Origin of the sequence: Bradyrhizobium sp. HKCCYLRH2060, from assembly GCF_051168135.1 — a bacterium.
Lineage (GTDB): Bacteria > Pseudomonadota > Alphaproteobacteria > Rhizobiales > Xanthobacteraceae > Bradyrhizobium.
On the sequence record NZ_JBNPUK010000028.1, the window covers coordinates 18,196 to 35,711 of the forward strand.

Annotated in this window: 17 protein-coding genes; 11 read left to right on the forward strand and 6 right to left on the reverse strand. The window is 65.6% G+C overall.

Annotated features, from left to right (window positions below):
• Position 1 precedes the first annotated feature (1 nt).
• Complete coding sequence (locus tag ACQR10_RS32165; protein WP_315801361.1) at positions 2–982, reverse strand: ABC transporter permease; 981 nt, start codon at positions 980–982, stop codon at positions 2–4.
• A gap of 108 nt (positions 983–1,090) precedes the next feature.
• Positions 1,091–2,686, reverse strand: a complete 1,596-nt coding sequence (locus ACQR10_RS32170; RefSeq protein ID WP_316218874.1) for an ABC transporter substrate-binding protein — start codon at positions 2,684–2,686, stop codon at positions 1,091–1,093.
• Between the two features lie 523 nt (positions 2,687–3,209).
• Between ACQR10_RS32170 and ACQR10_RS32175 the strand changes: the two genes are divergently transcribed.
• Together ACQR10_RS32175 and ACQR10_RS32180 are read left to right on the forward strand one after the other, a co-directional pair.
• Positions 3,210–3,470, forward strand: coding sequence for a DUF6489 family protein (locus ACQR10_RS32175; RefSeq protein WP_315801359.1), 261 nt, complete (start codon positions 3,210–3,212; stop codon positions 3,468–3,470).
• Positions 3,471–3,609: 139 nt separating this feature from the next.
• On the forward strand, positions 3,610–4,614 hold the full coding sequence (locus ACQR10_RS32180) for an alpha/beta fold hydrolase (protein ID WP_316218873.1): 1,005 nt from the start codon (positions 3,610–3,612) through the stop codon (positions 4,612–4,614).
• Positions 4,615–4,889: 275 nt separating this feature from the next.
• On the opposite strand, the gene ACQR10_RS32185 is transcribed toward ACQR10_RS32180, so the two are convergent.
• A complete protein-coding gene (locus ACQR10_RS32185) occupies positions 4,890–5,810 on the reverse strand; it encodes an alpha/beta fold hydrolase (RefSeq protein ID WP_316218872.1) in 921 nt (306 codons plus the stop codon).
• A 146-nt stretch (positions 5,811–5,956) separates the two neighbouring features.
• On the opposite strand from ACQR10_RS32185, the gene ACQR10_RS32190 reads away from it, so the two are divergent.
• From ACQR10_RS32190 to paaE, 8 genes are all read left to right on the forward strand, one after another.
• Complete coding sequence (locus tag ACQR10_RS32190; RefSeq protein ID WP_316218871.1) at positions 5,957–6,766, forward strand: hypothetical protein; 810 nt, start codon at positions 5,957–5,959, stop codon at positions 6,764–6,766.
• A 150-nt stretch (positions 6,767–6,916) separates the two neighbouring features.
• Positions 6,917–7,393 (forward strand): phasin, encoded by a 477-nt coding sequence (locus ACQR10_RS32195; protein ID WP_315801355.1) that lies wholly within the window; start codon positions 6,917–6,919, stop codon positions 7,391–7,393.
• A 91-nt stretch (positions 7,394–7,484) separates the two neighbouring features.
• Complete coding sequence (paaX, locus tag ACQR10_RS32200; protein ID WP_315801354.1) at positions 7,485–8,366, forward strand: phenylacetic acid degradation operon negative regulatory protein PaaX; 882 nt, start codon at positions 7,485–7,487, stop codon at positions 8,364–8,366.
• A gap of 78 nt (positions 8,367–8,444) precedes the next feature.
• Entirely contained in the window at positions 8,445–9,434 is a 990-nt protein-coding gene (gene paaA, locus ACQR10_RS32205; protein WP_315801353.1) for a 1,2-phenylacetyl-CoA epoxidase subunit PaaA, read from the forward strand.
• Between the two features lie 15 nt (positions 9,435–9,449).
• Positions 9,450–9,737 carry a 1,2-phenylacetyl-CoA epoxidase subunit PaaB gene (gene paaB / locus ACQR10_RS32210; protein ID WP_006613353.1) on the forward strand — a complete coding sequence of 96 codons (288 nt, stop codon included), beginning with the start codon at positions 9,450–9,452 and terminating at the stop codon, positions 9,735–9,737.
• A 141-nt stretch (positions 9,738–9,878) separates the two neighbouring features.
• Positions 9,879–10,655 carry a 1,2-phenylacetyl-CoA epoxidase subunit PaaC gene (gene paaC, locus ACQR10_RS32215; RefSeq protein WP_316218867.1) on the forward strand — a complete coding sequence of 259 codons (777 nt, stop codon included), beginning with the start codon at positions 9,879–9,881 and terminating at the stop codon, positions 10,653–10,655.
• On the forward strand, positions 10,649–11,152 hold the full coding sequence (gene paaD / locus ACQR10_RS32220) for a 1,2-phenylacetyl-CoA epoxidase subunit PaaD (protein WP_315801351.1): 504 nt from the start codon (positions 10,649–10,651) through the stop codon (positions 11,150–11,152). The genes paaC and paaD overlap by 7 nt, the downstream gene beginning before the upstream one ends.
• A gap of 105 nt (positions 11,153–11,257) precedes the next feature.
• Positions 11,258–12,337, forward strand: a complete 1,080-nt coding sequence (gene paaE / locus ACQR10_RS32225; RefSeq protein WP_316218866.1) for a 1,2-phenylacetyl-CoA epoxidase subunit PaaE — start codon at positions 11,258–11,260, stop codon at positions 12,335–12,337.
• 89 nt (positions 12,338–12,426) lie between these two features.
• Here paaE and paaK read toward each other — a convergent pair whose 3' ends face one another.
• A complete protein-coding gene (gene paaK / locus ACQR10_RS32230) occupies positions 12,427–13,755 on the reverse strand; it encodes a phenylacetate--CoA ligase PaaK (RefSeq protein ID WP_316183430.1) in 1,329 nt (442 codons plus the stop codon).
• 4 nt (positions 13,756–13,759) lie between these two features.
• Positions 13,760–14,221, reverse strand: a complete 462-nt coding sequence (gene paaI, locus ACQR10_RS32235) for a hydroxyphenylacetyl-CoA thioesterase PaaI (protein WP_315801348.1) — start codon at positions 14,219–14,221, stop codon at positions 13,760–13,762.
• A gap of 215 nt (positions 14,222–14,436) precedes the next feature.
• Between paaI and ACQR10_RS32240 the strand changes: the two genes are divergently transcribed.
• On the forward strand, positions 14,437–15,510 hold the full coding sequence (locus ACQR10_RS32240; RefSeq protein ID WP_315801347.1) for a YeeE/YedE family protein: 1,074 nt from the start codon (positions 14,437–14,439) through the stop codon (positions 15,508–15,510).
• Here ACQR10_RS32240 and ACQR10_RS32245 read toward each other — a convergent pair whose 3' ends face one another.
• Positions 15,511–16,728 (reverse strand): bifunctional alpha/beta hydrolase/OsmC family protein, encoded by a 1,218-nt coding sequence (locus ACQR10_RS32245; protein ID WP_316183431.1) that lies wholly within the window; start codon positions 16,726–16,728, stop codon positions 15,511–15,513. It abuts the gene before it with no gap.
• Positions 16,729–17,516: the final 788 nt, after the last annotated feature.

A 17,516-nucleotide genomic window follows, 5' to 3' on the forward strand; every position in this document is an offset into this window, starting at 1 on the left:
ATCAGGCCGGACGGCTGATGGTCGCGCGCAGGCGCGGATCGACCACGGTGTAGAGGATATCAACCACGAGATTGATGGTGACGAAGATCAGCGACACCATCATCAGGTAGGCCGCCATGATCGGGATATCGACGTTCTGCACGGCCTGCACGAACAGCAGGCCCATGCCCGGCCACTGGAACACCTGCTCGGTGATGATCGAGAACGCGATCACCGAGCCGAATTGCAGACCGACCACGGTGATGACCGGCACCAGGGTGTTGCGCAGCGCGTGGCCGAAATGGATCGCGCGCGTGGTCAGCCCGCGGGCGCGGGCGAAGCGGATGTAGTCGGTGCGCAGCACCTCGAGCATCTCGGCGCGGACCAGCCGCATGATCAGGGTCATCTGGAACAGGCCGAGCGTGATCGAGGGCATGATCAATGCCTTCCAGCCGGAGACGGTGAACAGGCCCGATGTCCACCAGCCCAGCCTGACGGTATCGCCGCGGCCGAACGACGGCAGCCATCCCAGCGTGACCGAGAACAGATAGATCAGCAGGATGCCGATCAGGAAGGTCGGCAGGGAGATGCCGATCAGCGACAGCATCTGGAACAGCTTGGCGAGCAGGGAGTCGCGGTGCAGCGCCGAGAACACGCCCATCAGGATGCCGAAGACCAGCGCCAGGATCGTCGCGCAGACCGCCAGTTCCAGTGTGGCGGGCATGCGCTCCTTGAGCAGATCGGAGACCGGCTGCCGGAACTGATAGGAGACGCCGAACTTGAACTGCGCCGCGTCGAACAGATAGCGTCCGAACTGCACGATGAAGGGATCGTCGAGCCCGAGCGACTCGCGGATGCTGGCCCGTTCCGCGGCCGACGCATCGATCGGCACGATTTGGCTCACCGGATCTCCGGCGAATCGGAACATGGCGAACGCGATGATTCCGACGGCGATCATGACGCCGATGGCCTGAATTGCTCGGCGAAGCGCGAAGGCGAGCATCTGATCCTTTCAGGTCCTTCGAGATGCGGCGGCGCGTAGCACCTGCCGCGGGAAATGAAAAGTCCCGAAAAGCAGTTCTGCTTTCCGGGACTCGTCGTCGCGTGAGGACTACTCGGTCTTGGTGGCGAGGAACAGCAGCACGGCGTTGTCGGCGCGCAGCGGAATCTTCACCTTCTTCGACACGCCCCAGGCCACCGCCTGCTGATGCAGCGGGATGTAGCCGTAATCCTTGATGCCGATCTCGAACGCCTGCTTGATCAGTTGATTGCGCTTGGCGGTATCGGTCTCGACCAGGACCTTGTCGGTCAGGGCGTCGAACTCCTTGTTGCAGTAATTGCCGAGATTGGCCTCGCCCCGGGTCGGGTCCTTGGCATCGTCACGGCAGCCCATGATGTCGTGCATCACGTTGTGCGCGTCCATCGAGGAGGGCGTCCAGCCGAGCAGGAAGAACGAGGTGTTGTAGCCGCCGGGCTTCAGCACCTTGGCGAAGTACTGCGCCTTGGGCTGGGCGTTCAGGTTCACCTTGACCCCGATGCGGGCGAGCATGCCGACCACGGCCTGGCAGATCGCGGCGTCGTTGACGTAGCGGTCGTTCGGGCAGTCCATGCCGACCTCGAAGCCGTCGGGATAGCCGGCCTCGGTCAGGAGCTTCTTGGCCGCGTCCGGATCGTATTTCGGCCGGGTGAAGTCCTTCGACAGCGCATAGAGCTGCGGGGCGATCATCAGCGCCGACGGCGTCGACAGGCCGCGCATGACGCGGGTCTTGATCAGCTCGACGTCGATCGCCTTGTAGAAGGCCTCGCGGACGCGGATGTCCTTGAACGGGTTCTTGCCCTTGACGTTCGAGTACAACAGCTCGTCGCGCGTCTCGTCCATGCCGAGGAAGATCGTGCGCAGCTCCGGTCCCTTCAGGACCTGGGCGTTCGGGCTGGAATCGACGCGGCCGATATCCTGCACCGGGACCGGCTCGATGATGTCGACCTCGCCCGACAGCAGCGCGGCGACGCGCGTGGCGTCGGAGGCGATGGTGGTGAACACGATCTCCTTCAGATTGTGCTCGGGCTTGCCCCACCAGTTCGGATTGACCTTGAACACGGTCTTCACACCGGGCTGATGGCTCTCGATGATGAAGGGGCCGGTGCCGTTCTCATGCAGCGCGGCGTAGCTCGGCGTGGTTGCCGACACCGGCGTTGGCGCGACCGAGTTGTTGTCCTCGCACCACTTCTTGCTCATGATGTACCACGTATCCCATTGCGAGATCAGGATGGGATTGGGAGCATCGAGCTTCACGTCGACGGTGTAGTCGTCGACCTTGATGAATTTTGCGTCCGGCGGAACGTTGGAGAGGAAGTTGGAGCCGGTGGCGCGGACGCGATCGGCGGAGAAGATCACGTCGTCGGCGGTGAAGGGTTCGCCATTGTGGAACTTGACGCCCTTGCGCAGATGGAAGCGCCAGCGGGTCGGCTCGGGCGTTTCCCAGCTCTCGGCCAGCGCGGGGATGATCTTCAGATCCTTGTCGCGCGCGGTCAGCCCCTCATAGACGTGAGCATGGTGCGCAATCGTGGTCGATTCCTTGAAGGTGTAGGGATCGAGCGATTTCAGGGTGCCCTGGTTGGCATAGCGCAGGGTCTGGGCCGAGGCCGGCATGACGGCGAGGCCGAATGCGACCGCTGCCGCGATGAGCAGGGATTTGCGTCCCGACATATGTCCAAATTCTCCGCGTTTGACGCTTGGTTTTTCGGCAGGCGCGATTATGTCCGGCCTGCTTTGCTTCGAAGTTCGTGTTGTCTGCAGCGCCTCTTGCACGAACTTCAAGAAGCAACAAGACGCCGGGCGATATGCTTGCAAGTCTGATGCCGCGCCGGAATGAACTGATCCCGTTGGCTCTGGCCTGGCGGTGCGCCGTACGACCCGCGGCAGATCGATCCGAATATGTTGCCAGAGTTCAGCGGCGGCACACAAGTGCAGTTTGTTTAAGCCTAAACGATATGGTTATCCCCCGCGGCCGCTGTGCAGCGCACGCGACAGGCGGCGTCCGGGATGGGGCTGAGGGCCGCCGGATTGACCATGTCCCGGGAATTGCGCACCTGCAGCAACGCGCCGCTTGCTAGAGGGGGGCCGGCGCGGTGATACTGGACATCCCTGCCGCGAGTCCGGGATGGGCGTTCCTTGTGAAGGGAGCCCGGTCCGGGGCTGGCGTCGGGATGGTTCGAACAGCGGAGCGGACATGAAAGTCAATATCGAGATCGATTGCACACCGCTCGAAGCGCGGCAGTTTTTCGGACTTCCCGATGTCGGTCCGATGCAGGCCGCGGTCATGGACCGGCTGCAGAACCAGATGACGAGCAACATCGACAAGCTCACGCCCGAAGCCATCATGCAGAGCTGGTTCACGTTCGATCCTCGCCTGGCCGAACGGTTTCAGGACCTGATGCTGACCATGACAGGCCTCGGCGGCAGCCGTTCGAGCGACAAGAAGTCGGCCTGACGAGGCAAACGGCTGCTCGGATTTCGCTCGCGCGGAACTCCGAGGAGAAGCGGCGTGACGTCACGGCATGGAGCAGGCTCCACGCCGGAGCCGAAGACCGGTCGAAAAAGGCCGGCTGAACAGCTTCAGGGGAGGAGGCATGACCGATCCGTCTTGGATGCCGGCGCTGCAGTTCGCGACGACCAATGGCATTCGCATGGGCTATTACGAGGCGGGCCCCGTCAGCGACAGGCCGCCGATGATCCTCTGTCACGGCTGGCCGGAGCTGGCCTTCTCCTGGCGGCACCAGATCAAGGCGCTGGCCGAGGCTGGCATCCGCGTCATCGCACCCGACCAGCGCGGCTATGGCGCGACCGACCGGCCGGAGCCGGTCGAGGCCTATGACCTCGAGCATCTCACCGCCGACCTCGTCGGTCTGCTCGATCATCTCAACATCGACAAGGCGATCTTCGTTGGTCACGATTGGGGCGGCTTCGTCGTCTGGCAGATGCCGCTGCGCTACCCCGACCGCGTCGCGGGCGTGGTCGGCATCAACACGCCGCATCTGCCGCGCGCGCCTGCCGATCCCATCGCCATCATGCGCAAGCGGTTCGGCGACATGATGTACATCGTGCAGTTCCAGGATCCCGCACGCGAGCCGGACCGCATCTTCGGCAGCCGCGTCGGGGAGACCTTCGATGCGTTCATGCGCAAGCCGCTGCCGCGCAGCGATGCGCCGCCGACGGAGCCGCCGGCCGGCGGGATCGCAGCGTCGCCGTCGCTCAATCTGGCGTTCCCGCAGATGATCGCGGCCTATGACGCCGCCAAGGACACGCGGCAGCCGATCCTGTCGGAGGCCGAGAAGCAGGTGTTCGTCGACACCTTCACGCGCACCGGCTTCACCGGCGGCATCAACTGGTATCGCAACATGACGCGCAACTGGCAGCGCGCCGAAGGGCTCGACCATACGGTGCGCGTGCCGTCGCTGATGATCATGGCGGAGAACGACGCCGTGCTGCCGCCCTCGGCCACGGACGGCATGGAGAAGCTTGTCCCGGACCTGGAGAAATATCTCGTCCGCGACAGCGGCCACTGGACGCAGCAGGAGCAGCCGGAGGAGGTGAGCGCCAAGCTGATCGAATGGCGGCGGCGGAGGTTTGGGTAGGGGCTTCCGGCGGTTCGTTTGAAGAACGGCTGAGACACAGACTCGCGTCGCGTGACGCAATAGCGACCCTCAGCAACATGTGTCGTCCCGGACAAGCCTGTCGACGCAACGCGTCGGCAGGCGCCGATCCGGGACCCATAACCACGGGCCCGGATGGCTGAAGCGGGCTGGAGCCACAGCCCGTCGCCATCACCAAAGCCGGTGGTTATGGGTCCCGGCGTTCGCCGGGACGACAGCTCGTTTCCGGGCGGCGGCGGTGACCACCGACTGCCATTCTACGCCGCCTGCGCATTCGCGCCGTGCGCGTGCTCGGTGATGGCGTCGATGATCTGCGGCCACATCGGCCGCGGGGTGGCGTGACCCATGCCGTCGATCATCAGGAGCTTGGCATTCGGAATCGACTCCGCGGTGTCCTTGCCGGCGGTGGGATGAACCAGCGGGTCGACCTTGCCGTGGATCACGAGTGTCGGCGCGGTCACCAGATGCAGCCGCGGCTTGCGGCTGCCGGAGGCCAGGATCGCGCGCAACTGACGTCCGACGCCGGCGGGATTGATGCCGCGCGCGAAGCAGCGTTCGGCGAGCGCCACGTCACTTGCCTCGTCCTCGGGGAAGGAGCCGACGCGCAGCGCCTTCCAGGTCCTCTGGAAGCGCCTGATGTACTCGTCCTTGGTCTTCGGCGGCGGCGCCATCAGCAGCATCGCGACCTCGCGCGTCGGCGGCGGGATGCGCGGATTGCCGGTCGTCGACATGATCGATGTCAGCGAGCGCACGCGATGCGGAAAGGAGATCGCGATCTCCTGCGCGATCATGCCGCCCATCGACGCGCCGACCAGATGCGCCGACTTGATGTCGAGTGCGTCCATCAGGCCGACCGTGTCCTTGGCCATGTCGAGCAGCTTGTAGGGCGCGGCGACGGGAATGTTGAAGAAGCGCAGCTTGAGCAGCTCGAACGGCGTCAGGCGGCGTCCGCCATGCAGCTTGCTCGACTGGCCGATGTCGCGGTTGTCGAAGCGGATCACGCGAAAGCCGCAGCTTGCGAGCTGTTCGCAGAACTCATCGTACCAGATGATCATCTGCCCGCCGAGGCCCATGATCAGCACGAGAGGAGGGGCCGCCGGGTCGCCGAAGATCTCGTAGCAGATGTCGATACCGTTGGCGCGCACGGTCTGCGGCGGCTGATGAGCATTTGCAGTCACGATGATCCCTCGTTCAAGGCCAACAGGCCATCTATGGCATGGTTCCGCCGACAGAGAGAAGCGGCCCCATGATCCTCCCGCATCGCAGCGATGACGTGCTATGATAGGTTGTGTTGAGTCTCCGCGTGGCCTGAAGGAGCGTGCCGATGGTGAACAAGTCCGGCGATCCGATCGCATTCTGGCAGCAGATGGTCGGTGAGATGCAGAAGAGCTTCACGGCCTTCACGCGATTGCGCCCGCTGGGCGCGGCCCGCTCATCCTCCGACGATCCTGCAACTGGTTCTGGAAACGGACAGAAGCCCATGGCCGATCTGATGGAAAACTACTTCGCCGGCATGAACGTGCCGAGCCGCGGTCAACTGACTGCGCTCAACGAGCGGCTGGCGTCGATCGAAGGCGAACTGGCGGAGACGCGGGCGCTGTTGAAGGAGCTGCTGGGCGCCGCGAAGGTGCCGCTGCCGGCATCGAAACCGCCGGTGGATCTCGCTCCCCAGTTGAATGAGATCAAGAGCTTGCTCGACGCGCTTCTCGCCGCATCCAAGGCGCAGCCGGTTGCGCCGGCACCGGTCGACGTCACGCCTGAGCTCAACGAGATCAAGGCCTTGCTCAACGAGCTTGTTGCCACATCCAAAGCGCCGCCCCCCGGAACGAAGCCTGCCATCGATGCCACGCCCCAGTTGAGCGAGATCAAGGCGCTGCTCGACCAGATTCTGAAGGCGGCGCAGCCGTCCGGTCCTGCCCCGATGGCGTCCATCGAGGCGCAGCTGCGCGAGATCCGGGAGGTGCTCGACAGGGTGATGAAACCGTCGCCGCCGGCGGAACCAGAACCCGGGGCGGTCGAGACCGCGCCGGGAACGGCCGAGCCGGTCCGGCCCGGAAAGTCTCGCAACAAGAAGCATGGGGGCGGCCCTGATCGAGGCTCGCGCCAAGGCAATGATGCGCCGTCGGGCACTTGAGCGGGGACGGCCTTTCCCCCATCCTCCCTGGATGGTGCATTGCAACATTTTTGTTGCGATGCACTATTTGTGCTGGTATAGCTGAGTCACTCCGGTTTCATAAGGGACGGAGCGAGCCATAGCTCAGAAGCATTGAGGATGGAGACAGCCATGACCACCGAGACCAATACCGTGTTCGACACCGTCAAGGATGCCTTTGCGCCGGTGACCGACGCGTTCAAGAACCTGCAGACGATGGAAGTGCCGGAGTCCGCGCGGGAGTTCGTCAAGAAGACCGCGTCGACCGCCAAGGAGCGCGCTGCGGAGGCCCTCGCTGGCTCCGAGAAGGTGACGTCGGCGATCGAAACCGCCGTGTTCGACGGCGTGACCGAGGCCGGCAAGATCAGCCGCAACATCCAGCAGGCGCTGTATCAGGACACCGAAGCGTTCTTCGACGGCCTGGACAAGCTGGCGTCCGCCAAGTCGATCAGCGAAGCCGTTCAGATCCAGGGTGAGCTGGCCCGCGCCCGTGGCGAGGCGCTCGTCGCCCGCGCCAAGTCGACCAGCGAGTATGTCGGCAAGCTCGTCACCGAGGGTGCCAAGCTCGCCCAGGAGAACATGGCCAAGGCCTACAACAAGACCGCCTGATCGCCTCGCGCGTCCGTCGATCCATCTGCAAGGCCCGCTCCATGCGGGCCTTTTCTTTTGCGATCGGGCGAAACCGGCTAAAGCCTGCACCATGCCGCAGCCGCTGTCCCGCATCGTCCATGAGCTCAAGAGCGAGCCGTCGCGCACGGGCTCGCTGATCATCACCGTGTTCGGCGACGCCATCGTGCCGCGCGGCGGCAGCGTCTGGCTCGGCAGTCTGCTGGCCTTCTTCGAAGGGCTCGCGATCGACGGCAGCGTGGTGCGCACCGCGATGTCGCGGCTGACGGCGGAAGGCTGGTTCGAGCGGACGAAGAGCGGCCGCAACAGCTTCTATCGCCTGACCCGGCGCGGCGAGCAGACCTTTGCCGGCGCCACCCGCCACATCTACGATTCGCCGCCGGCGGAATGGAACGGCAGCTTCGAACTGCTGCTCATCGGCAGCGCTGATGACCGCGAGCAGGCGCGGATCGCGCTGCGCGACGCCGGCTTCGGCAGCCCGCTGCCGGGCGTGTTCGTGGCGCCCTCGAGCATCGCCGTGCCGGACGCGGTGGAGGGGGCGGTCCGCCTGCAGGCCTCCGCAGGCTCGGATATGGCGCGGCGGTTGGTCGCCGAGAGCTGGGCACTGGAGCGGACTGCGGAAGCCTATCGCAAGTTCAGCGCCTCCTTTGCGCCGCTCAAGGCCAGCATCGAACGCGGCGAGCCGCTGTCCGACGGCCAGGCCTTCACCGCCCGGATCCTGCTGATCCATCACTACCGCCGCATCGTGCTGCGCGATCCCTTGCTGCCGGCCGAGCTGCTGCCTGGGAACTGGCCGGGACGACAAGCACGTGTGCTCTGCGGCGACATCTACCGGCTGCTGCTGCCGGGTTCCGAGCGATGGCTCGACGCTCACGCGACCAATGAAGAGGGGCCTTTGCCTGCGGCCGGCGCGACGCTGCTGCGGCGGTTCGCCGATGCTCATGAGGTGGGCTGATATATTACAGAATTCGATTGCACGGATAAAATCTCGTTATATATTGGCGGCAACCAAGTCCTGGGAGGACGCCGCCGCATGTACACGCAGGCGCTCAATTCGCCCGAGGAGGGCAGCTTCGCCGAGGATGCCGGACGCGCCTCGCGCTTTCAGGCGCGCATCGATGCCGAGGAGCGCATCGAGCCGAACGACTGGATGCCGTCGGCCTATCGCAAGACGCTGGTCCGGCAGATTTCCCAGCACGCCCATTCCGAGATCGTCGGCATGCTGCCCGAGGGCAACTGGATCACGCGCGCGCCGAGCCTGCGCCGCAAGGCGGCGTTGCTCGCCAAGGTCCAGGACGAATGCGGCCATGGGCTGTATCTCTACGCCGCGGCCGAGACGCTTGGCGCCTCGCGCGAGGAACTGGTTGACGCGATGCTGGCCGGCAAGGCCAAGTACTCCTCGATCTTCAACTACCCGACCTTGACCTGGGCGGATATCGGCGTGATCGGCTGGCTGGTCGATGGCGCCGCGATCATGAACCAGATCCCGCTGTGCCGCTGCTCCTACGGTCCCTATGCGCGCGCGATGATCCGCGTCTGCAAGGAGGAATCGTTCCACCAGCGCCAGGGCTACGAGATCATGCTCACGCTCTGCCGCGGCACGCCCGAGCAGAAGGCGATGGCGCAGGATGCGTTGAACAGATGGTGGTGGCCGGTGCTGATGATGTTCGGCCCGCCGGATCAGGCCAGCCAGCACAGCGACGCCTCGACGAAGTGGAAGATCAAGCGCTTCTCCAATGACGAGCTGCGCCAGAAGTTCATCGATGCCACCGTGCCGCAGGCGCAATATCTCGGCCTGACGATTCCCGATCCAGCGATGACGCAGGACGAGCAGGGCCACTGGCAGCACGGTCCGATCGACTGGAACGAGTTCAAGCAGGTGCTGGCCGGCAACGGCCCGTGCAACCGCGACCGTATGGCGGCGCGCCGCAAGGCGCATGCCGACGGCGCGTGGGTGCGCGAAGCCGCGGCCGCCTACGCCGAGAAGCGCGCGCAGCGCCTGATGGCGCAGGCCGCCGAATAGACAAGGGAGAGCGAGATGGCGACACCGAACACGCCGTTGTGGGAGGTCTTCATCCGCAGCCGCAACGGGCTCGCGCACAAGCATTGCGGCTCGCTGCATGCGCCGGACGCGACCATGGCGCTGCAGGCCGCGCGCGACCTCTACACCCGGCGCGGCGAGGGCCTGTCGATCTGGGTGGTGCCGTCGAGCGCCATCACCGCGTCCGATCCCGCCGACAAGGGCATGATGTTCGAGCCGGCGGAAACGAAGATCTATCGGCATCCGACCTTTTATGAAGTGCCCGAGGAAGTCGGACATATGTAGGTGCAACTCCTCATGGTGAGGAGGCGCGCAGCGCCGTCTCGAACCATGAGGCCCGATACGGCTCCTGGCCCATCCTCGAGACGCCCGCCTGCGGCGGGCTCCTGGAGGAGGTCAAATGCGTGGCTTCAGAGGCGAAACGTCATGACCGCCCCCTCGATCAATGTCTCCGAAACGCCGCTGGTGCTCTACACCTTGCGCCGCGCCGATGATGCGCTGATCCTCGGTCATCGCCTCTCCGAATGGTGCGGCCACGCGCCCATGCTCGAAGAGGACATGGCGCTGTCCAACATGGCGCTCGACCTGATCGGCCAGGCGCGCGAGCTCTATGGCTACGCGGCAAAGGTCGAGGGCCGCGACAATGACGAGGATAAGCTCGCTTATCTCCGGGACGTCAGGCAGTACCGCAACCTGCTGCTGGTCGAGCGTCCGAATGGCGATTTCGCGCACACGATGGTGCGGCAGCTGCTCTACGCGGCTTTCGCCGATCTGTATTGGCGCGGCATGATGGGCTCGACCGATGCGACGCTCGCCGCCATCGCGGCCAAGTCGGAGAAGGAATCCGCCTATCATCTGCGCCATGCCAGCGAGTGGGTGATCCGGCTCGGGGACGGCACCGACGAGAGCCACGCCCGCGCGCAGGCCGCGATCGACGATCTCTGGGCGTACACCGGCGAGATGTTCAGCGTCGACGACTCCGAGCGCGGACTGATCGATGCCGGCATCGCGATCGACCCGACGATGCTGCGGCCGGAATGGCTGTCGATCGTCTGGCATGTCGCGCGCGAGGCGACCCTCGTGCTGCCTGAGAACGACTGGATGCAGCAGGGCGGCCGCGACGGCCGCCACAGCGAGCATCTCGGCCATCTCCTGAGCGAGCTGCAATACATGCAGCGCAGCTTCCCCGGTGCGACGTGGTAGTCGCCGACACCAGTCCTGCCGAACTCCGCCAGCGCGCCTGGGAGGCGGCGGCGTCGGTGGCCGATCCGGAAATCCCGGTGCTGACGATCGACGATCTCGGCGTGCTGCGCGAGGTCGAGGTGGTCGGGGAACGGGTGGAGGTCGCGATCACGCCGACCTATTCCGGCTGCCCGGCGATGAACATGATCGCGCTGGAGATCGAGCTCGCGCTGGAGCGCGCCGGCTTCCGCGAGGCCAGCGTGCGCATTGTGCTGTCGCCGGCCTGGACCACGGACTGGATGAGCGAGGAAGGGCGACGCAAGCTGCGGGAGTACGGCATCGCGCCGCCGCCGCCGTCGAGTGGCCGGCGCGCGCTGTTTGGTGTGGCCGAGGTGGCGTGTCCGCAATGCGGGTCTGATGACACCGAGCAACTCGCCGAGTTCGGCTCGACCTCGTGCAAGGCGTTGTGGCGCTGCAGATCGTGCCGCGAGCCGTTCGATTACTTCAAGTGTCACTGATGCTAAAGCCGTCATCGCGAGCGCAGCGACGCGATCCAGGGCCACGCCCGGAGCCCTGGATTGCTTCGTCGCTTCGTTCCTCGCAATGACGTGAGGATGGGTTCGATGTCGACAACGCCGCGCTTTCACCGTCTCGCCATCCGTGACCTGCGCCGGGAGGCACCGGATGCGGTGTCGCTGACGTTTGCCATTCCAAACGAACTCGCGGACGACTATCGCTTCGCGCCCGGACAGTATCTCACACTGAAGACGACGCTCGGCGGCGAGGAAGTCCGGCGCTCTTATTCGATCTGCTCCGGCCCCGATGACAACGAGATCCGCATCGCCGTGAAGCGCGTCGATGGCGGCGCGTTCTCGAGCTTCGTCACCGACGAATTGAAGCGCGGCGACGAGATCGACGTGATGACGCCGACCGGACGTTTTGGCGTGGCGCTGGATCCTGCGGCGGCGCGCACCCATGTCGGATTTGCCGCTGGCTCGGGCATCACGCCGATCCTGTCGATCGTGAAGGCCGTGCTGGCGCGCGAGCCGGACAGCCGCTTCTTCCTGTTCTACGGCAACCGCACGACCGCCGGCATGCTGTTCCGCGAGCAATTGGAGGAGCTGAAGGATCGCTTCCTCGACCGCTTCTCGGTGTTCCACGTCATCTCCGGCGAGGAGCAGGATCTTCCGATCCTGCACGGTCGTCTCGACAGCGAAAAGGTGCGTATGCTCTTGCGCTCGCTGGTGCCGGCGGAGACGGTCGACCACGTTTTCATCTGCGGTCCGACCGGGATGAGCGAGGACATCGAGGCTGCCTGCCACATCCTCGGCATTGCCGACGAGCGCATCCACGTCGAGCGCTTCGTCTCCGGTGCGGGCGGCAAGCCGCGGCCGAGAGCTGTCGTGCCCGATACGGCGCCGCCCAAGGCGGTCGCCGCCCTGATCATCGACGGCAAGCGCCGCGAGGTCCCGGTCGCCGACGGCGAGGCCATCCTCGACGCCGCACTCCGCGCCGGCGTCGACCTGCCATTCGCCTGCAAGGGCGGCATGTGCTCCACCTGCCGCGCCAAGCTGGTCGAAGGCAAGGCCGAGATGGAGCTGAACTACTCGCTGGAGCCGTGGGAGCTCAAGGCCGGATTCGTGCTGACGTGCCAGGCCAAGCCGGTGACGGAGCGGGTGGTGGTGGATTACGATCATATGTGAGATGGCGATGTATGGAGCGGGACTCGTCGTTCGAGATGCGCCTTCGGCGCTCCTCACCATGAGGGGTGACAGCGCGGCGCACTCCCCAACTACCCCACCGGCCGCTTGTCCTTGATCCGTTTCGCCTTGCCGGCCGAGCGCTCCAGCGTGTCTGGTGCCACCACCTTCACCTTGGCGGTCAGGCCGATCGTGTTCTTGATGTGGATCGAGATCCGCTCGGCGTGCGCGCCGAGGCCGGTCTCGTCCCAGTGCTCCGGGCGCGACTCCGCGTAGATCGTCAGCTCGTCCATGCGGCCTTCGCGGGTCAGCTCCAGCATGAAATGGCCGCCGCACCATTCGGTCGACAGCAGGATCTCCTCGATCTGCGACGGAAACAGATTCACGCCGCGCAGGATGATCATGTCGTCGGAACGGCCCGTGACCTTCTCCATGCGGCGCATGCCCGGCCGCGCGGTGCCCGGCAGCAGTCGCGTCAGATCGCGGGTGCGATAGCGGATGACGGGAAAGGCCTCCTTGGTCAACGAGGTGAACACCAGCTCGCCGATCTCGCCGTCGGGCAGCACCTTGCCGGTGTCGGGATCGACGATCTCCGGATAGAAATGATCCTCCCAGATGTGCAGCCCGTCCTTGGTCTCCAGGCATTCCTGCGCCACACCCGGACCGATCACCTCGGACAGGCCGTAGATGTCGGTGGCGTCCATCGCGAACGCATCCTCGATCTCGGCGCGCATCGCATTGGTCCATGGCTCGGCGCCGAAGATGCCGATCTTGAGCGAGCTCTGCCGCGGGTCGAGCCCCTGGCGCTTGAACTCGTCGAGGATGGCCAGCATGTAGCTCGGCGTCACCGTGATGATGTCGGGCCTGAAATCATTGATCAACTGCACCTGCCGCTCGGTCATGCCGCCGGAGATCGGCACCACCGTGCAGCCGAGCTGCTCGGCGCCGTAATGGACGCCGAGACCGCCGGTGAACAGGCCGTAACCATAGGCATTGTGGATGATCATGCCGCTGCGGCCGCCGGCAGCGCGGATCGAGCGCGCCATGACGGTGGACCAGGTCGCGATATCGTTGCGGGTATAGCCGACCACGATCGGCTTGCCCGTCGTGCCCGACGAGGCATGCACCCGCACCAGTTGCTCGCGCGGCACGGCGAACATGTTGAACGGGTAATTGTCGCGCAGGTCCGTCTTGACCGTGAACGGAAACTTGGCGAGGTCGGCGAGCTCGCGGAAGTCGGAGGGATGCACGCCAGCCTTGTCGAAGGTGCGACGGTAATGGGCGACGTTGTCATAGGCGTGCGTCAGCGACCAGGCGAGGCGCTTGGTCTGCAGCGCCATGATTTGGTCGCGCGAGGCGCGCTCGGTGTCGTCCATCTCGGGTACGTAGCTGCCGGCCGGTTGAGGTTTGCTCGATGTCATCGTGTCAGTCCTCCGGCGGAGCCGTGGGGGTCGGCACCAGCGTGCCGCCGATGCTGCGGGAATGGCCGCGAAACTCCGCGATCACGGTGTCTTCAGCGGTGACGCGAACGTCGTAGATGCCGGAGCGGCCGCTGCGCGACACCTCGCTGGCGCGGGCGGTCAGCACATCGCCGAGCTTGCCCGGCCGGATGAAGCTGATACTGCCCTGGGCCGCCACGGTGCGGTCATTGTGGGAGTTGCAGGCGAACGCGAACGCGGAATCGGCCAGCGTGAAGATGAAGCCGCCATGGGCGATGCCGTGGCCATTGACCATGTGCGGCTGGATGGTCATGCGCAGCGTCGCGCAGCCCGGGCCGATTTCGATGATCTGCATGCCCAGGCCCTGGCTGGCGCGATCGTCCTGCCACATGGCGTCGGCGCAAGCGCGGGCGAGCGCGTCGGGGGAGAGCGGGGCCGCGCCACTCACCGGCGAGCCCCCGGCGGCGAACAGGCCAAGATCGGCGCATGAGGATGCGCTGGTGACACCACGGCATTCTCTCCCGTTGATGCTTGTTGGAACAAGCATTCTGAACTAGTTAAGCTCGATATCGTGGCGAATAATCCGCGCGCGTCAAGCGAAAGCGGTGCTTGCGCAGCCCGCGTGCCGCCGCCTCTTTTCCGCAACCAGAAGGACTCCTGCGCGTGCCGGAAGCTGCTGATGTCGCCGTCGTAACCGGTCTCGGGATCGGCCTGGTCTATGGCGTGGTGGGGCTGCTCAGCGGCTTCTGCATGATGAGCAGCCTGCGCGGCTGGTGGGCCGACGGCGACAGCCGCCTGGTGCGAAGTTACGCCCTGGCGATGGGCATCGCCATCATCGCCACACAGCTGCTCGCGGCCAACGGCGCCGTCGATCTCGGCAAGTCGATCTATCTGCAGCCGACCTTCTCGGTGCCGCTGATGTTCGCCGGCGGTGTCCTGTTCGGCTACGGCATGGTGCTCGCCAATGGCTGCGGCTCGCGCGCGCTGGTGCTGCTCGGCCGCGGCAATCTGCGCTCCTTCGTTGTCGTGACGGTGCTGGCGATCGCCGCCGAGATGACCTTGAAGGGCCTGATCGCGCCGCTGCGCATCGCGCTGATGCAGGGCTCGCAGACCACGGCGACCGCGACGTCGCTGCCGGCCGTGCTCTCGGTCGGTGGCCTGCATGGTGCAGCGGCGCGGCTGCTGCCGGCGCTCGCGCTCGGCGGCGCGCTGATCGTCTTCGCCTTTGCGCATGCGCCCTTCCGGCGCGCGCCCGGCCAGATGCTCGCGGGCCTCATCGTCGGCCTGCTGATCGCAGCCGGCTGGTTCGCGACCGGCTATCTCGGCGCGGACGATTTCAACCCCGTGCCGGTGGCGTCCCTGACCTTCGTCGCGCCGATCGCCGATGCCCTGCAATACATCATGCTGTCGACCGGCTCGACCGCGAATTTCGGCATCGCCACCGTGGCCGGGGTGCTCGCCGGCAGCCTCGTTACCGCCGTGGCGACGCGCCGCTTCAAGCTCGAGGGCTTTCATTCGCCGCAGCATATGCTGCGCTCGGCGGGCGGCGCCGCGCTGATGGGCATCGGCGGCGTGATGGCGCTGGGCTGCTCGGTCGGGCAGGGGCTCACGGGACTGTCGACCCTGGCGCTGCCCTCGTTCGTCGCCATCGCCGGCATCTTCATCGGCACGGCGGCCGGCCTGCGCGGAGCGTTGCGCGTCAGGCCGCTGAAGATCGAGCCGCAGGCGGCGCGTTGATCACTCCGCCGCGCGCGTGACGATGCGGATCTCCGACGTCAGCGTCCGGTGCACCGGGCATTTGTCGGCGATCTCCATCAGCTTCCTGCGCTGCTCCTCATCGAGCGCGCCGTCGAGGTGGATCTCGCGGTCGAGCTGATCGATCAGCCCGACCTTGGTCTCGCATTCCGCGCAATCTTCCGCATGGATCTTGCTGTGGCGCAGGGTGACCGTGATGCGGTCGAGCGGCAGGGATTTGCGGTCGGCATAGAGCCGCATCGTCATCGAGGTGCAGGCGCCGAGCGCCGCGAGCAGCAGGTCGTAGGGGCCCGGGCCGGTATCCTGGCCGCCGACGGAGAGCGGCTCGTCAGCGGTGAGATGATGCGGGCCGAGCGCGATGGCCTGCTGCAGCTTGCTCGACCTGGTCTCGCGCACGACCACGTCGCGCGGGCCATCCGCGGGCGCCGGCTCGGCGGCCTCCGGCGCGACGTAGCGGCCGGCCCAGCTCGCGATCACCTCGGCGATGTAGGCGGCGTCCTCCTTCCCGCTGATGAGATGATCGGCGTGATCGAGCGAGATGAAGCTCTTGGGATGCCTGGCGGCGACGAAGATCTTCGTTGCGTTGTCGATACCGACGGTGTCGTCGAGGGGCGAGTGCATCACCAGCAGCGCCTTGTGCAGATGCTTGATCTTGTCGAGCAGGCGCTGCTCGGCGATGTCGTCGAGGAAGGAGCTGCTGATCCGGAACGGGCGCCCCGCGAGCGAGACCTCGGCCGAGCCGTCGCGGCGGATCGCCTCGAGTCGGTCCTTGAACAGCGCCGTCACATGGGCCGGATCCGACGGCGCCGCGATCGTCACCACCGCCTTCGCATCGGGGATGTCGCCGGCCGCGGCCAGCACGGCGGCGCCGCCGAGGCTGTGGCCGATCAGGATGGCCGGCGCCTGCCGCGTTTCACGCAGATGATTGGCGGCGCGGACGAGGTCGGCGACGTTGGAGGAGAACGTCGTGTTGGCGAAGTCGCCTTCGCTGGAGCCGAGGCCGGTGAAGTCGAACCGCAGCACGGCGATGCCATGCGCCGTCAGCGCCATGGCGATGCGCCGCGCGGCGTGGGTGTCCTTGCCGCAGGAGAAGCAATGCGCGAACAGCGCGTAAGCGCGCGGCGCGCCGCCGGGCAGATCGAGCGCGGCAGAAAGCTTGTCGCCGCTGGCGCCTTCAAACTGGAAACGTTCGGTTGGCATGATGTGGTCCCCATTTGTTGCGTCTTCACGGCCGCTCGAGGCGACGACACCGCATCGTCTCACATCGTCATACAACAGATATGGCCATACGCGCAGACATGATGGCGCATTCTCGCGGCCCGCACGGCCCGAGCTTTGCGGCTATTCGCCCTCTTGAAACGAGAGGGCGCAGGGAAGGCCGGGAGCCTGCCGCCCCCATGGCCCGCCTGCGGAAAAAATGCAGACGGCAGAACCACAGGTTCGGCTGAGGACATCCCGGCCTTCCCTGCGCAATGGTTGGAACGGCTTATACGCGCTCTCTCCGGGGAACGGCTGTCTTGCCCCCGTCATCGCGATGCGCGTCAACCGCACCACGACTTGACGCCAGCACCGCGGCGCCGAGACCACACGATTTCACCGTGCGCACCGGATCGTTCGTCCGCATGGACAACCATGCTGCGACCCGTTGCGCCCACCGCATCCCGCGCTCCACGTCCGTGACGATCGCGATACGCCCCTCTGCAACGAGGCGGGACGGTGGGAGTAAATAACGATTTTCAGAAATTGGCAAGGGGAATGTTTTGGGATGCGAGCTTTGGCAATAGCGGCAATACCGCCCGGGTGCCAAGGCTATCTGCGAGCGGAGTTTTGCGCTCACCTGTCTCCTCATCGTCATGGCCGGGGTTGTCCCACGGCTGTCCGGTTGAGGTTTTAGCATATACTAAGGCTCATCTGGCGGTCGTCTCGGGTGAGAGACTGTGGAGGATCGAGCAGTCCATCGATCCTCCTGCGGTGCATGAGGTTTTGCG

Excerpts from the sequence above, each read along its gene's own strand:
- paaK (WP_316183430.1), bottom strand. The coding sequence starts at position 13,755 with ATGACATCGAGCAAACCTCAACCGGCCGGCAGCTACGTACCCGAGATG.
- ACQR10_RS32245 (WP_316183431.1), bottom strand. The coding sequence starts at position 16,728 with ATGCCAACCGAACGTTTCCAGTTTGAAGGCGCCAGCGGCGACAAGCTT.
- paaX (WP_315801354.1), top strand. The coding sequence starts at position 7,485 with ATGCCGCAGCCGCTGTCCCGCATCGTCCATGAGCTCAAGAGCGAGCCG.
- ACQR10_RS32175 (WP_315801359.1), top strand. The coding sequence starts at position 3,210 with ATGAAAGTCAATATCGAGATCGATTGCACACCGCTCGAAGCGCGGCAG.
- ACQR10_RS32165 (WP_315801361.1), bottom strand. The coding sequence starts at position 982 with ATGCTCGCCTTCGCGCTTCGCCGAGCAATTCAGGCCATCGGCGTCATG.
- ACQR10_RS32180 (WP_316218873.1), top strand. The coding sequence starts at position 3,610 with ATGACCGATCCGTCTTGGATGCCGGCGCTGCAGTTCGCGACGACCAAT.
- ACQR10_RS32195 (WP_315801355.1), top strand. The coding sequence starts at position 6,917 with ATGACCACCGAGACCAATACCGTGTTCGACACCGTCAAGGATGCCTTT.
- paaB (WP_006613353.1), top strand. The coding sequence starts at position 9,450 with ATGGCGACACCGAACACGCCGTTGTGGGAGGTCTTCATCCGCAGCCGC.
- paaC (WP_316218867.1), top strand. The coding sequence starts at position 9,879 with ATGACCGCCCCCTCGATCAATGTCTCCGAAACGCCGCTGGTGCTCTAC.
- paaA (WP_315801353.1), top strand. The coding sequence starts at position 8,445 with ATGTACACGCAGGCGCTCAATTCGCCCGAGGAGGGCAGCTTCGCCGAG.
- paaE (WP_316218866.1), top strand. The coding sequence starts at position 11,258 with ATGTCGACAACGCCGCGCTTTCACCGTCTCGCCATCCGTGACCTGCGC.
- ACQR10_RS32170 (WP_316218874.1), bottom strand. The coding sequence starts at position 2,686 with ATGTCGGGACGCAAATCCCTGCTCATCGCGGCAGCGGTCGCATTCGGC.
- ACQR10_RS32190 (WP_316218871.1), top strand. The coding sequence starts at position 5,957 with ATGGTGAACAAGTCCGGCGATCCGATCGCATTCTGGCAGCAGATGGTC.